The organism is Actinomycetospora flava (genome assembly GCF_037400335.1).
Lineage (GTDB): Bacteria > Actinomycetota > Actinomycetes > Mycobacteriales > Pseudonocardiaceae > Actinomycetospora > Actinomycetospora flava.
In genome coordinates this window covers 1-12,738 of record NZ_JBBEGM010000014.1, presented here as the reverse complement: position 1 = coordinate 12,738, position 12,738 = coordinate 1, and the positions used below count along the sequence as shown (strand labels likewise).

The 12,738-nt window shown below is 75.0% G+C and carries 13 protein-coding genes; 12 read left to right on the top strand and 1 reads right to left on the bottom strand.

Annotated elements, in window-relative coordinates:
• Genes nirB through WCD58_RS26995 form a run of 6 tightly spaced genes read left to right on the top strand, consistent with a single transcriptional unit; the run spans nt 1 to nt 5,142 of the window.
• Nucleotides 1-2,637 (top strand): nitrite reductase large subunit NirB, encoded by a 2,637-nt coding sequence (nirB, locus tag WCD58_RS27020; RefSeq protein WP_337706210.1) that lies wholly within the window; start codon nt 1-3, stop codon nt 2,635-2,637.
• Entirely contained in the window at nt 2,634-2,975 is a 342-nt protein-coding gene (gene nirD / locus WCD58_RS27015; RefSeq protein WP_337706209.1) for a nitrite reductase small subunit NirD, read from the top strand. The genes nirB and nirD overlap by 4 nt, the downstream gene beginning before the upstream one ends.
• On the top strand, nt 2,972-3,808 hold the full coding sequence (locus tag WCD58_RS27010; RefSeq protein WP_337706208.1) for a uroporphyrinogen-III synthase: 837 nt from the start codon (nt 2,972-2,974) through the stop codon (nt 3,806-3,808). Before nirD ends, WCD58_RS27010 begins: the two co-directional genes overlap by 4 nt.
• Nucleotides 3,805-4,488 carry a sirohydrochlorin chelatase gene (locus WCD58_RS27005; RefSeq protein ID WP_337706207.1) on the top strand — a complete coding sequence of 228 codons (684 nt, stop codon included), beginning with the start codon at nt 3,805-3,807 and terminating at the stop codon, nt 4,486-4,488. Before WCD58_RS27010 ends, WCD58_RS27005 begins: the two co-directional genes overlap by 4 nt.
• Nucleotides 4,485-4,835, top strand: coding sequence for a hypothetical protein (locus WCD58_RS27000; RefSeq protein ID WP_337706206.1), 351 nt, complete (start codon nt 4,485-4,487; stop codon nt 4,833-4,835). The genes WCD58_RS27005 and WCD58_RS27000 overlap by 4 nt, the downstream gene beginning before the upstream one ends.
• Nucleotides 4,836-4,884: 49 nt before the next feature.
• Complete coding sequence (locus tag WCD58_RS26995) at nt 4,885-5,142, top strand: hypothetical protein (RefSeq protein WP_337706205.1); 258 nt, start codon at nt 4,885-4,887, stop codon at nt 5,140-5,142.
• 107 nt (nt 5,143-5,249) lie between these two features.
• Here the strand turns inward: WCD58_RS26995 and WCD58_RS26990 are convergent, their stop codons facing one another.
• On the bottom strand, nt 5,250-6,221 hold the full coding sequence (locus WCD58_RS26990) for a hypothetical protein (protein ID WP_337706204.1): 972 nt from the start codon (nt 6,219-6,221) through the stop codon (nt 5,250-5,252).
• A 349-nt stretch (nt 6,222-6,570) separates the two neighbouring features.
• Here WCD58_RS26990 and WCD58_RS26985 point away from each other — a divergent pair, with 349 nt between their 5' ends.
• The 6 genes from WCD58_RS26985 to WCD58_RS26960 all read left to right on the top strand — a co-directional run bounded on the left by WCD58_RS26985 (nt 6,571) and on the right by WCD58_RS26960 (nt 12,701).
• Nucleotides 6,571-7,089 carry an MSMEG_0572/Sll0783 family nitrogen starvation response protein gene (locus WCD58_RS26985; RefSeq protein ID WP_337706203.1) on the top strand — a complete coding sequence of 173 codons (519 nt, stop codon included), beginning with the start codon at nt 6,571-6,573 and terminating at the stop codon, nt 7,087-7,089.
• A gap of 112 nt (nt 7,090-7,201) precedes the next feature.
• Nucleotides 7,202-8,308 (top strand): MSMEG_0568 family radical SAM protein, encoded by a 1,107-nt coding sequence (locus tag WCD58_RS26980; RefSeq protein ID WP_337706202.1) that lies wholly within the window; start codon nt 7,202-7,204, stop codon nt 8,306-8,308.
• Nucleotides 8,269-9,795 (top strand): MSMEG_0567/sll0787 family protein, encoded by a 1,527-nt coding sequence (locus tag WCD58_RS26975; RefSeq protein WP_337706201.1) that lies wholly within the window; start codon nt 8,269-8,271, stop codon nt 9,793-9,795. Before WCD58_RS26980 ends, WCD58_RS26975 begins: the two co-directional genes overlap by 40 nt.
• On the top strand, nt 9,792-10,676 hold the full coding sequence (locus WCD58_RS26970) for a carbon-nitrogen hydrolase family protein (RefSeq protein ID WP_337706200.1): 885 nt from the start codon (nt 9,792-9,794) through the stop codon (nt 10,674-10,676). The genes WCD58_RS26975 and WCD58_RS26970 overlap by 4 nt, the downstream gene beginning before the upstream one ends.
• A 9-nt stretch (nt 10,677-10,685) precedes the next feature.
• Complete coding sequence (locus WCD58_RS26965) at nt 10,686-11,525, top strand: carbon-nitrogen hydrolase family protein (protein ID WP_337706199.1); 840 nt, start codon at nt 10,686-10,688, stop codon at nt 11,523-11,525.
• 51 nt (nt 11,526-11,576) lie between these two features.
• Nucleotides 11,577-12,701 (top strand): MSMEG_0565 family glycosyltransferase, encoded by a 1,125-nt coding sequence (locus WCD58_RS26960; RefSeq protein ID WP_337706198.1) that lies wholly within the window; start codon nt 11,577-11,579, stop codon nt 12,699-12,701.
• Nucleotides 12,702-12,738 lie beyond the last annotated feature (37 nt).

Sequence of the window (12,738 nt, the reverse complement as noted above, 5' to 3'; positions counted from 1 at the left end):
ATGACGTCCCGCACCGTCGTCGTGGTCGGCCACGGGATGGTCGGCCACCGGTTCGTCGAGAGCCTGCGCCGGCGCGACTCCGCAGGCTCGTACCGGGTCGTGCTGCTGGCCGAGGAGTCCCGGCCCGCGTACGACCGCGTGGCGCTGTCGTCCTACCTCGGCGACGCGTCGGAGGACGACCTGGCGCTCGCCGACGAGCAGTTCCTCGCCGACGACCTCGTCGACCTCCACCTCGACGACCGCGCCGTCGACGTCGACCGCACCGCCCGCGTCGTGACGACCGCGGGTGGGCGGCGGGTGCCCTACGACGAGCTCGTGCTCGCCACCGGCTCGGTGCCGTTCGTGCCTCCCGTGCCCGGGCGCGACCTCGACGACGTCTTCGTCTACCGGACCCTCGACGACCTCGACGCGCTGCGCGAGGCCGCCGGGCGGGCGACCGCGCGGGGCGGGGCCGGGGCCGGACGGCGCGCGGGCGTCGTCGTCGGCGGCGGGCTGCTCGGGCTGGAGGCGGCGGACGCGCTGCGGACCCTCGGCCTCGTCCCGCACGTGGTGGAGATGGCGCCGCGGCTGATGCCCGTGCAGGTCGACGAGGGCGGGGGAGCGTTGCTGCGCCGGCTCGTCGGCGACCTCGGGCTGCGCGTGCACACGGGGCTCTCGACGTCGGAGATCGCGCGGGACCACCGCGGCGGGCTGACCGTGACGCTCTCCGACGGCACCGAGCTCGACGCGTCGGTGGTCGTGTTCTCCGCTGGCATCCGGCCCGCCGACCAGCTCGCGCGGGACATCGGTCTCCCGGTGGCCGAGCGCGGCGGGGTGCTGGTGGACGGGCGGTGCCGCACGCAGGACGAGCACATCTGGGCCATCGGCGAGGTCGCGGCCGTCAGCCAGAGGGGGGCAGCAGCACGGACCTACGGGCTCGTGGCGCCCGGGTACGCGATGGCCGAGGTCGTCGCCGATCGGCTCACCGGCGGTGAGTCCCGGTTCACCGAGGCGGACCTGTCGACCAAGCTCAAGCTGCTCGGCGTCGACGTGGCGAGCTTCGGGGACGCGCACGCGGCGACGTCCGGGGCGCTCGAGGTGCGTCTGGACGACCCGGTGGCCGGCACGTACTCCAAGCTGGTGGTCACGGACGACGGGCGCACGCTGCTCGGTGGCGTGCTCGTCGGCGACGCGTCGAGCTACGAGACGCTGCGCGGGTTCCTCGGCGAGACGCTGCCCGGGGACCCGATGGCGCTGATCGCGCCGGCCGGGGAGGGGGCTGGTGGGGGTCTGGCGGCCGTCGGGATCGACGCCCTGCCCGACACCGCCCAGATCTGCTCGTGCAACGCGGTGACCAAGGGCGCGCTGGTCGAGGCGATCCGGTCCGGCGAGGCGTCGACGGTGCCCGAGCTCAAGGCGTGCACGCGCGCCGGGGCGACGTGCGGGTCGTGCGTGCCGACGCTGGGCAAGGTGCTCACCGCCTGCGGCGTCGAGGTCTCGCGGGCCCTGTGCGAGCACTTCTCCCAGTCGCGCGCGGAGCTCTACGAGATCGTCATGGCGACCGGGCTGACGACGTTCTCGTCGATCGTCGAGTCCTACGGGCGCGGGCGGGGCTGCGACGTCTGCAAGCCCGCGGTCGCGTCGATGCTCGCCACGCTCGGATCGATTTCTGGCCGGGGCGGGCACGTCCTGGACGGCGAGCAGGCCGTGCTGCAGGACACCAACGACCACTTCCTCGCGAACCTGCAGCGCAACGGCACCTACTCGGTGGTGCCGCGGCTGCCCGGCGGCGAGGTCAGCGGCGAGGGCCTCATCGTCATCGGCGAGATCGCCCGCGACTTCGGGCTCTACACGAAGATCACCGGCGGGCAGCGCATCGACATGTTCGGCGCGCGCGTCGAGCAGCTGCCCGCGATCTGGCGCCGGCTCGTCGACGCGGGGTTCGAGTCGGGGCACGCGTACGGCAAATCGCTGCGCACGGTGAAGTCGTGCGTCGGGACCGACTGGTGCCGCTACGGGGTGCAGGACTCCGTGTCGCTCGCGGTCGCGCTGGAGCTGCGCTACCGGGGCCTGCGGTCGCCGCACAAGCTGAAGTCCGGGGTCAGCGGATGTGCCCGCGAGTGCGCGGAGGCCCGGTCGAAGGACTTCGGGGTGATCGCCACCGAGACCGGCTGGAACCTCTACGTCGGCGGCAACGGCGGGTTCACGCCGCGGCACGCCGAGCTGCTCGCGGCGGACCTGGACACCGCGACGCTGGTGCGCACGATCGACCGGTTCCTCATGTTCTACGTGCGCACCGCCGACCGGCTGCAGCGCACGGCGCCGTGGGTCGAGGGGCTCGAGGGCGGGCTCGACCACCTCCGCGAGGTGATCATGGAGGACTCGCTGGGCATCTGCGCCTCGCTCGACGAGCAGATGGCGCGGCACGTCGCGAGCTACGGCGACGAGTGGGCGGCGGTGCTCGAGGACCCGGAGAAGCTGGCGCGGTTCACCTCGTTCGTCAACGCCCCCGGCACGCCCGACCCGAGCGTCGAGTTCGTCGACCACCGTGGGCACCGCGTGCCGGCGGGGATGAAGGACGGGCAGCCGACGTCCGTGGCGGAGCTGGGTTTCGGGCCGCGGATCCCCCTGCGATCGGAGCTGGAGGTGGGCGTGTGACCGAGCTGGCCGACCGGACCTGGACCGCCGTGTGCCCGTGGGACGGCATCCAGCGCGAGCGGGCCGTCGGGGCGCTGGTGGCGGGGGAGCCCGTCGCCGTGGTGCGCACGCACGACGACCGGGTGTTCGCGCTGCACAACGTCGACCCCTTCTCGGGGGCGTCGGTGCTCTCGCGCGGCATCGTCGGCGACCTCGGCGGACGGCCCGTCATCGCCTCGCCGCTGTTCAAGCAGCACTTCGCGCTGGAGGACGGCCGGTGTCTCGAGGACGCCGACGTGGCGGTCGCGACCTATCCTGTGCGGGTGGTGGACGGCGTCGTACAGATCGGGCATCCGTGACCGCCCCGCTGTCGGGGTGGCGCATCGGGGTCACGGCCGACCGGCGCGCCGACGACCAGGTCGACCTGCTGCGCCGCAAGGGCGCCGAGGTCGTGCACGGCCCGACGATGCGGATCGTGCCGCTGGAGGACGACGCGCAGCTCGCGGAGATCACGCGTGGGCTGCTGGCGGACCCGCCGGCGGTCGTCGTGGCCACCACCGGGCAGGGCTTCCGGGGGTGGCTGGAGGTGGCCGCGTCCTGGGGGCTGGCCTCCGGGCTGCACGAGGTGCTGGCGGCGGCGACGCTGCTCGCGCGGGGTCCGAAGGCGCGCGGGGCGATCCGCGGCGCCGGGCTGCGCGAGGCGTGGTCGGCGGACGAGACGGAGTCGTCGCCGGAGGTGCTGGCGCACCTGCTGGCCGAGGGTGTCGCCGGCATCCGGATCGCGGTGCAGCTGCACGGCGACCCGATGACCGACTTCCTCGCGACGCTGCGCGCGGAGGGCGCCGACGTCGTCACCGTGCCCGTGTACCGGTGGGAGCCGCCGCCGGACCTGCCCGCGGTCGACGCGCTGATCGACGCCATCGTCGAGCGCGACGTCGACACCGTGACGTTCACCAGCGCGCCGTCGGTCGAGGGGCTCGTGCACCGGGCCGAGGCGCGGGGGCTGCGCGAGGAGGTGCTCGCCGCGCTGCGGTCGGGCGACGTGCTGGCGTGCTGCGTGGGGCCGGTGACGGCCGCGCCGCTGGAACGTCTCGGGGTGGTCGGCATCAGCCCGGAGCGCTTCCGGCTCGGGGCGATGGTGAAGCGGCTGGAGGAGCACGCGCGCTCGGTGGGGTCGGCGGCGGGCGGGTGAGCGCTCCCCGAGCTCCTGCACTCGTGCTGCTCGCGCACGGGACCAACGACGCCGCGGGGTGGGCGACGATCTCGCGGCTCCATGCCGCGGTCGCCCGCGCGCTGCCCGCGGTGGACGTGCGCCTCGGCTACGCGGGGGTCGTGGGACCGTCGCTGTCCGACGTGCTGGCGCAGTTGCCGGGGCCGGTGGTCGTCGTGCCCGCGTTCCTGGCGTCCGGGTACCACGTGCGGGTCGACGTGCCCGAGCAGATCGCGGCGATCGGGCGCGACGACGTCGTCGTCGCCGAACCCCTCGGCCCCGACCCGGAGCTGATCGGCGCGCTGCTCGACCGCCTCGCCGAGGCCGGGTCGCAGCCGGGCGACACGGTGGTGCTCGCCGCGGCGGGCTCCACCGACCCCGCCGCGCAGGAGGACCTGCGCACGGCCGCCGCGCTGCTGACCGCGCGGGTGGGTCACGAGGTGCCGGTCGGCTACATCGCGGGCGGCGAGCCGCGCGTGGCGTCGGTGGTCGCGTCGACGTCGGCGCGCGGGCCCCGCGTCGTGCTCGCGACCTGGCTGCTCGCGCCCGGCGCGTTCCACCGGTGGCTCGCCGACGCGGGCGCCACCGTCGTCGCCGAGCCGCTGGGCGACCACCCGGACGTCGTCTCCGTCGTCGTCGAGCGGTACCGGGCGGCGGCGTGACGGCACCGGTCCACCTGTACGCGTCCGACGGGCGCTGGATCGCCTGGTACCGGCCGGGGCTGCCGTACCTGTGGAGCACGCGCGACCGCTGGATCGGCTGGTTCCCGTGGTCCCGCGAACCGACGCCCGAGCCGCGCGACGACGTCCTCGACCCCGCCGACACCTACCTCGGCACGGTCGTCGGTGACCGCCTGCTCGCCCGCGTCGTGCGCCGACCGCGCGCGTTCCCGTCGCGGGTCCCCGAACCGCAACGTCCGGTCGGCCCGCCGGATGTGGACCGCGCGCAGGCCATCGCTCCCCCGATCGGGTTCGTCGACGTCGACACCCGGCGGCTGTTCGGCGACTGAGCGCCACCCCGGTGTTTACGAACCGTCACGATGGGGTGATGCTGTCTCCATGCTCGCCCGCGTGATCGGCACGATCGTGATCATCCTTGTGCTGTTCGCGATCATCTCGAACCCCCAGGACTCCGCCGCGACCACCCGCAACGGTGTCGAAGCGCTCGGCGACGTGGGCTCCTCGATCACCGTGTTCCTGACGAGCGTCGTCAACAGCGTGGCCGTCAGCACGGGCTCGACTCCGGTGGGAACGACGACCTACTACCCGAACGGCGGCGTGGAGACGGGCGACGGCTCCACCCCCACCGTCCGCTGACCTTCTGGGGCCCTGGGCGGGCGGTGAGCGGTGCACGGGCTGTGTCAGCGTGGCGGCCACGCTGACGTTGAACGTCAGGAAAGCCCCCAGCTCGGCCTCGGGTCGGCTCAGGTGAGCTGGGGAAGGTCGTAGAGCGCTCGCGGCGGCGGCAGCTTTGCGGCGATCGCGAGCCCGTCCTTCACGTCCTGGAGGACGCCGTCCGGGTCGTCGCGTCGTTGCGACGGCCGGGTGCTCAGCAGGTAGAGCCCCACGGCGCGCAGCGCCCGGGCCCGGCGGGCCGTCGCCTCGACCTGCTCCGGCGTGGAGAAGTGGTGCTCGACCGAGTCGATCTCCCACGCGAAGCCGAGCTCCTCGACGAGCACGTCGACGACGCCGATGGGCCGCCCCGACAGGTCGCGCACCGGGACGTTGAAGCGCGCCGTCGGCAGATCGGGCTGCGCGAGCCACCACGCGCGGGCGTCGAACTCCGCCGCCGAGCGGACGCCGTCGATCAACGCGCGGAGGACGGCCCGCGGCGCGGAGGTGCCCTTGCGGCAGCCGGCGTCGAGCTCCTCGAGCAGCTGCTGCGGCGTCACCCGCCACCGTCGGACGGGCTCGGCGAACAGCTCCGCGATCGCCGACGGATCGGTCATCAGCCGGGCCTCGTCCGTCAGTGCGCGAGCGAGCGGCGCCACGGGCAGACCGTCGCGTTCCACGGGTCGCGGCAGGCGCGAGGTCCGTTCGACCTGGAAGCGGCCCCAGCTGCGCACCTGACGGGCGTGGGCGACCAGCAGGTGCACCCGCTCGGGGGCTGGCCCACTGCGAAGGCCGTGGAGGCGGAGCGCCGCCCGTCCGGTGATCATCGCGTGGTCGCCGGCGTGGAGCAGGCCCGCGATCATCGTCTGACGCCAGGTCGGCTCGCCGTTGTGCAGGCCGACGATGCCCGGACCGAGGCGCTGCCACGGTTCGCCGTCCCGGCAACGCCGGTAGGCCGTGCCCTCGGGGACGCCGAGGAGCTCGAGCTCCTTGACCGCGATCACGCCCTCCCGGCTGGCCGCCCACAACAGTTCGGGCGCGAGCGCCCACTCACCCCTGCGCATGTACGCCACGGTGCGCGTTGCCGAGGCAGGAGCGTGAACGATCGCCCCGATGGCTGTGGACGCAACCGGCCGATGGGGACAACTCACGCCTGAACTGAGCGGGCGGATTTCCTGACGTTGAACGTCAGCGTGGCCGCCACGCTGAAACACCCCGGGCCACGAGTCACCGCCGTGAAACACGGGGCGGAGGACGACCCGCTCTCGTAGTCACGAGGAAACACTTCGGAAATGGCCGGTTGGTGTGCTCGATCCCAGCGCGAGGTCGGCGAGGACCCCGCTGATCCCCGCTTCCCCGGCCGTGGCGCCGGTCGCTGCCGTTCCGAAGAAACACCACTCGAGGAGAACCAGCATGACGAGCACCGAGCTCTCCGACGTCGAGAAGAAGAGCCTCGAGGAGATCCCGCACCCCTCGCTGCCCGAGGGCTCGAGCATCTACGGCGGGACGAAGGTCTTCCCCGACCTGCAGGCCGAGGGCGGCGAGTCCTACTTCACGCTCGTGCACGGCATCGCGCACGAGTCGTCGGTCAGCTTCGTCGCCGTCCTCCAGGCCACCCGCGCGCTGCGCAAGGGCTTCGAGTCGGCGATGTACTTCTACGGCCCCGGCTCGCTGAACTGCCTGGCCACGCGCGGTTTCCCCACCACGGGCACCTCGGCGTTCCCCGGTGAGCACAACATCAACGACCAGCTCAAGACGTTCATGAGCGAGGGCGGCAAGGTCTACTGCTGCCGCTTCGGGCTGTCGCTGCACGGCGCCCGCGAGGAGGACCTCATCGAGGGCGTCATCCCGACGCACCCGCTCGACGTCCAGGACGCGCTCATCTACTACGCCCGCAAGGGCGCGATCATCAACTCGACCTACCAGCTCTGACGTGCCGCGGCCGGCGCGGGGCGACCCGCGCCGGCCGGCGACACCCCCGACGCAGAGCACAGGAGGTCAGCTGATGTCCCCGCACGATCTCGGGTCGCCACTCCGTTCGAATGTGGCCGCCCGCTCCGAAGTGGCCGTCCGCGGCGTCGCGCTCGACCTCCCCTCCGACAGCAGCACCGTGGATCTCGGTGCCTCGATCCCCCTGCGCCGCCCCGGCGGCGCCGGCCCGTCCGCCGACGGCCACGTGCTCGTCGACGGTCTCAAGACCACGATCCCGATCAACCCGGCGAGCCCCTACCGCCTGCGCGGCGGCCGCCTCGTGCGCACCGGCCCCGACGGCGGGGTCACCGACCTCGGCGTCGAGGTCGACACCGTCGCCCGCCCCGCGTTCTACGACCTCACGACCGCCGACGGCGTCCCCTACGAGAAGATCGCCCGCCTGCACGGGAACGACGTGCTCGCGACGACCGTGGTCCAGACCTGCGTGCGCTACGGCGAGCAGGACCGCTGCCGCTTCTGCGCCATCGAGCAGTCGCTGCGCAGCGGCGCGACGACCGCGGTGAAGACGCCCGCCGAGCTCGCGGAGGTCGCCGAGGCCGCTGTCCGCCTCGACGGTGTCCGGCAGATGGTCCTCACCACGGGCACGAGCAACGGCCGCGACCGCGGCGCCCGCCACCTCGCCCGCTGCGTCCGCGCGATCAGGGCGGCGGTGCCCGGCCTGCCGATCCAGGTGCAGTGCGAGCCCCCGGCGCCCGAGGACCTCGCGGCCCTCCAGGAGCTGAAGGACGCCGGCGCCGACGCCATCGGCATCCACGTCGAGTCCCTCGACGACGCCGTGCGCGCGCGCTGGATGCCGGGCAAGGCCACGGTGCCACTGAGCCAGTACTGGCTCGCCTGGGACGAGAGCGTGCGCCTGTTCGGCGCGAACGCCGTGTCGACCTACCTCATCGTCGGCCTCGGCGAGGACCCCGACGAGCTCGTCGCGGGCGCCGCCGACCTCGTCGAGCGCGGCGTCTACCCCTTCGTCGTCCCCTACCGCCCGATCCCCGGCACGCTCGCGTTCGCCGACGGCGACCCGGCGCCCGACCCCGAGCTGCTCGCCGAGGTCACCGCGCGCGTCGCCAAGGTCCTCGTCGCCGCCGGGATGCGCGGCGCCGACCAGGCCGCAGGCTGCGCGGCGTGCGGCGCGTGCTCGGCGCTGTCCGCGGCGGGGGGCTGAGCGCGATGTCGCTGCTCGACCTCGGGGCCGCCGACGAGATCCTCGGCGGCCGCACCCCCCGGCCCCCGCGCGACGTCGCGATCGCCGAGGCGCCCGCGGTCGACGCCCGGCACCCCGACGTCGCCGCCCACCGGGCCCTGCGCCGCGCGGTGTTCGTCGACGACCAGGGCCTGTTCCGCGACGACGCCGCTGGTGACCTCGACGCGCACGACCACGACCCGCGCGCCGTCGTCCTCGTCGCCCGTGACGGCGCCGGCGAGGTGCTGGGCGGCGTCCGCCTCGCGCCCGTCGACCCGGACGTCGCGCGCCCCGACCTCGGCTGGTGGACCGGCAGCCGCCTCGTCGTCGCCCCGACCGCGCGCCGCCGCACCGGCGTCCGCGTCGGGGCCGCGCTGGTCCGCGCGGCCGTCGCCCGCGCCGAGGCGGCCGGGGTGCTGCGGTTCGAGGCCGACGTGCAGGCGGCCAACGAGACGCTCTTCCGGCGGCTGGGCTGGCTGCGGGTCCGCGACACGACGGTCGCCGGGCGCCCGCACGTGCGCATGCGCCGGCCGATGGGGCGCTTCGCCGACCTCGTCGCGGCGACGAAGGCCCCGCTCGGCGAGCTCGTCGCCGGGCTGGCCGGCTCGGGCGTGCACGTCGGCGACGACGGGGCGCCCGTGCCCGGCAGCGACGTCGTCGCCGCGTGCGACGCGATCCTGCCGGCGATGGTCGAGCGCGACCCGGAGTGGGCCGGGTGGTGCGGGGTGCTGGTCAACGTCAACGACCTCGCCGCCATGGGCGCCGCGCCGACCGCGCTGCTCGACGCCGTCGGCGCGCGCGACGCCTCGTTCGCCCACCGCGTGCTCACCGGTCTGCGGGCCGCCGCCGACGCCTACGGCGTGCCGGTGATCGGCGGGCACACCCAGCTCGAGGTGCCCGCGTCGCTCGCCGTCACCGCGCTGGGCCGCACGTCGACGCCGGTGCCGGCCGCCGGCGGGCGTCCCGGCATGGCCGTGCGCCTGACCGCCGACCTCGGCGGCACCTGGCGCCCCGGCTACACGGGCCGGCAGTGGGACTCGACGTCGATGCGCGCGCCGGCGGACCTGCGCGCGATGGTCGCCGCGATCGGCCCCGACGCGGCCCACCGCCCGGCGGCGGCGAAGGACGTCTCGATGGCCGGGGTCGTCGGCACGCTCGGGATGCTCGCCGAGGCGTCGGGCACCGGCGCTGTGCTCGACGTCGCCGCCGTGCCCCGTCCGGCCGGAGCGACCGTCGCCGACTGGCTGACCTGCTTCCCCGGCTTCGCGCTGCTCACCGCCGACGAGCCGGGCGCGCCCGCCCCGTCGGCCGGACCGGCGACGAGCGCCGTGTGCGGGGAGCTGACGACCACCGCCGGGGTCGCGCTGCGCTGGCCCGACGGCGAGCTGACCGAGGCCGTCGCCGGCGGCGTCACCGGGCTGGGCGCGGCCGTCACGTCCGCGCCGACCACCGAAGGGAACCACCCATGACCGTGAGGACGTTCGCGGCCGCGGCCGCGGGCTTCGGCCGTGACCTCGACGAGGGCTTCGCGACGATCTCCCGGCTGCTCGCGCAGGCGCGGGCCGCGGGCGCGGACCTGCTCGCGCTGCCCGAGGCCGCGCTCGGCGGGTACCTGTCGTCGCTGCACGACTCGGGCGGGTCGGGGGAGCCGGTGGACGTGCCGCCGCAGCTGGAGGTCGACGGCCCCGAGATCCGCCGGCTGATCGACCTGGCCGGCGACACCGTCGTCACCGCGGGCTTCTGCGAGCGCGGCGACACGGCGTCGGGCGGGCGTCCGTACAACAGCTGCGTCGCGGTCACCGGCGACGGCGTGCTCGGGCACCACCGCAAGGTCCACCAGCCGCTCAACGAGGACGCCTCGTACGCGGCGGGCGACCGCTTCACGGCGTTCGACACGCCGGTCGGGCGGCTCGGCATGATGATCTGTTACGACAAGGCGTTCCCCGAGGCCGCGCGGGCGCTGGCGGTCGACGGGGCCCGGGTCGTCGTGTGCATGTCGGCGTGGCCGGCCGCGCGCACCGACCCGGCGCCCGTGCTCGCCGACGACCGCTGGACCCGCCGCTTCGACCTCTTCGACCGCGCGCGGGCGCTGGAGAACCAGATCGTGTGGGTCTCGGCGAACCAGGCCGGGACGTTCGGGGACATGCAGCTCGTGGCGAGCGCGAAGATCGTCGACCCGGGCGGCGAGGTGCTCGACACCACGGGCACGCAGGCCGGCCTGGCCGTCGCGTCCGTCGACGTCGACGACGCGGTGGACGCCGCGCGGCGTTTCATGGGGCACCTGCGCGACCGGCGTCCCGCGTCGTACGCGACCGCGCCGCCCGTGCCCGTCGTCGCGCGGGCCGGCTAGGCCCGACGCGTGGTCCGCCTCGCCGCCGCCGCGGCCCACTTCACGCGCGACATCGGGTTCGACCTCGACCGCATCAAGATGATCATCTCGCACGCGCGGGACGCCGGGGTCGCCCTGCTCGCGCTGCCCGACGGGGCCCTCGGGGGGTACCTCACCGACCTGCGCCGCCCCGACGAGGAGTGCCTGCCGCCGCTGCTCGAGCCGAACGGCGACGAGGTGCGGTCGGTGATCGACATCGCCGGAGAGATGGTGGTCTGCCTGGGCTACAGCGAGCTGGGTGCCGACGAGGCGGGCGGGCCCGTGCGCTACGACGCGGGGGTGTGCCTGTCGGGGGACGGGATCCTCGGGCGGCACCGCAAGGTGCACATCCCCGCGGGCGTCGCCTCGCTGTTCCGCGCCGGCGACGGGTTCTCGGCGTTCGACACCCCGGTCGGGCGGATGGGCCTGCTCATCGACCACGACAAGACGTTCCCGGAGGCGTCGCGGCGGCTCGCCCTCGACGGCGCGGAGATCATCGCGTGCCTGTCCGCGTGGCCGACGTCGCTGACCAACCGGGCGCCGCGGATGGCGCAGGACCGGCAGGCGCGCCTGTTCGACCTCTACGACCAGGCGCGGGCGGCGGAGAACCAGGTGGTGTGGCTGTCGTCGAACCAGAGCGGGCGGCACGGGGCGCTGCACTTCCTGGGGCGCGCGAAGGTCGTCGGGCCGGGCGGGGAGATCCTCGCGCGCACGTGGTCGAAGGGCGGGCTCGCGGTGGCCGAGGTCGACCTGCCGGGCGTCGTCGGCGCGGCCCGGTCGGTGCTGCACCACCTGTCCGAGCGGCGGCCCGAGACGTACGGGGCCCCATGACGGAGTCATGGCGCCGGCGTGCGTACGTCAGCGCGACGAAGGAGCGCTGAGGTGCGCACCTCCTCGGCGCGGACGAGCCTGCGGATCGCGTTGCTGACGTACTCGACGAAGCCGCGCGGGGGCGTGGTGCACACCCTCGCGCTGGCGGAGGCGTTCGCCCGGGCCGGGCACGCGGTGACGGTGTGGGCGCTCGCGCGGGGCGGCGACACGGGGTTCTTCCGGGCGGTGTCGTCCGGCGTGGACGTGCGGCTGGTGCCGGTGCCCGAGATCGACGGCGAGACGGTGGGGCAGCGGATCCTGCGGTCGATCGCGCTGCTCGCGGAGTCGTTCGAGGGCGCGTACGACGTCGTGCACGCGCAGGACTGCCTGACGGCGAACGCGGTGGGCCGCGCCCGGGGCTACCGCTCGTTGTGGCGGACGGTGCACCACCTCGACCAGTTCACGACGCCCGAGCTCGCGGCGTGTCACGAGCGGGCCCTGGTGGAGCCGGCGGCGTTGGTGTGCGTGTCGGAGGCGGTGGCCGGCGAGGTGCGCGCGGGGTGGGGACGGGCGCCGGCGGTGATCGGCAACGGGGTGGACGCGGCGCGCTTCGCGGCGGCGGCGTCGTCGGGGGCGGGGGAGCCGTGGCGCGCAAGGTACGGGCGCTACGTGCTCGCCGTCGGGGGGATCGAGCCGCGCAAGGGGACGTTGGAGCTGGTCGAGGCGATGGCGCTGCTCCCGGGCGTGCCGCTGCTCGTGGCGGGCGGGGACACGCTGTTCGACTACCGGGGATACCGCGAGGAGGTCTTCGCGCGGGCCGCGGAGCTGGGCGTGGAGCCGGTCGTGCTCGGTCCGGTCGACGACCCGGACCTGCCGGGGCTGGTCGCGGGGGCGGCGGTGTTCGCGTTCCCGTCGACGAAGGAGGGCTTCGGGCTCGCGGCGATGGAGGCGCTCGCGGCGGGCGTGCCGCTGGTGACGCGGGATCTGCCGGTCCTGCGCGAGGTGTTCGCGGGCGCGGCACGCTTCGCCGACGGGCCGGAGGGCTTCGCGCGCGAGATCGCGGGCGTGCTCGAGGGGTCCGGTGCCGACGTGGCGGCGCGCGCGACGGTGGGCCGGGCGCTGGCGGCGTCGCACACCTGGGACGCGGCAGCCGCTGCGCACCTCGACCTCTACTCCCGAGGTGCGCCGGGCGGCTGAGGTGGTGCCAGCGATGCGGCATCGCTGGCGTCGGACG

Coding starts and splice junctions, on each gene's coding strand:
- nirB (WP_337706210.1), top strand. CDS start 1: ATGACGTCCCGCACCGTCGTCGTGGTCGGCCACGGGATGGTCGGCCAC.
- WCD58_RS26995 (WP_337706205.1), top strand. CDS start 4,885: ATGCTCGCCCGCGTGATCGGCACGATCGTGATCATCCTTGTGCTGTTC.
- WCD58_RS26990 (WP_337706204.1), bottom strand. CDS start 6,221: ATGCGCAGGGGTGAGTGGGCGCTCGCGCCCGAACTGTTGTGGGCGGCC.
- WCD58_RS26985 (WP_337706203.1), top strand. CDS start 6,571: ATGACGAGCACCGAGCTCTCCGACGTCGAGAAGAAGAGCCTCGAGGAG.
- WCD58_RS26970 (WP_337706200.1), top strand. CDS start 9,792: ATGACCGTGAGGACGTTCGCGGCCGCGGCCGCGGGCTTCGGCCGTGAC.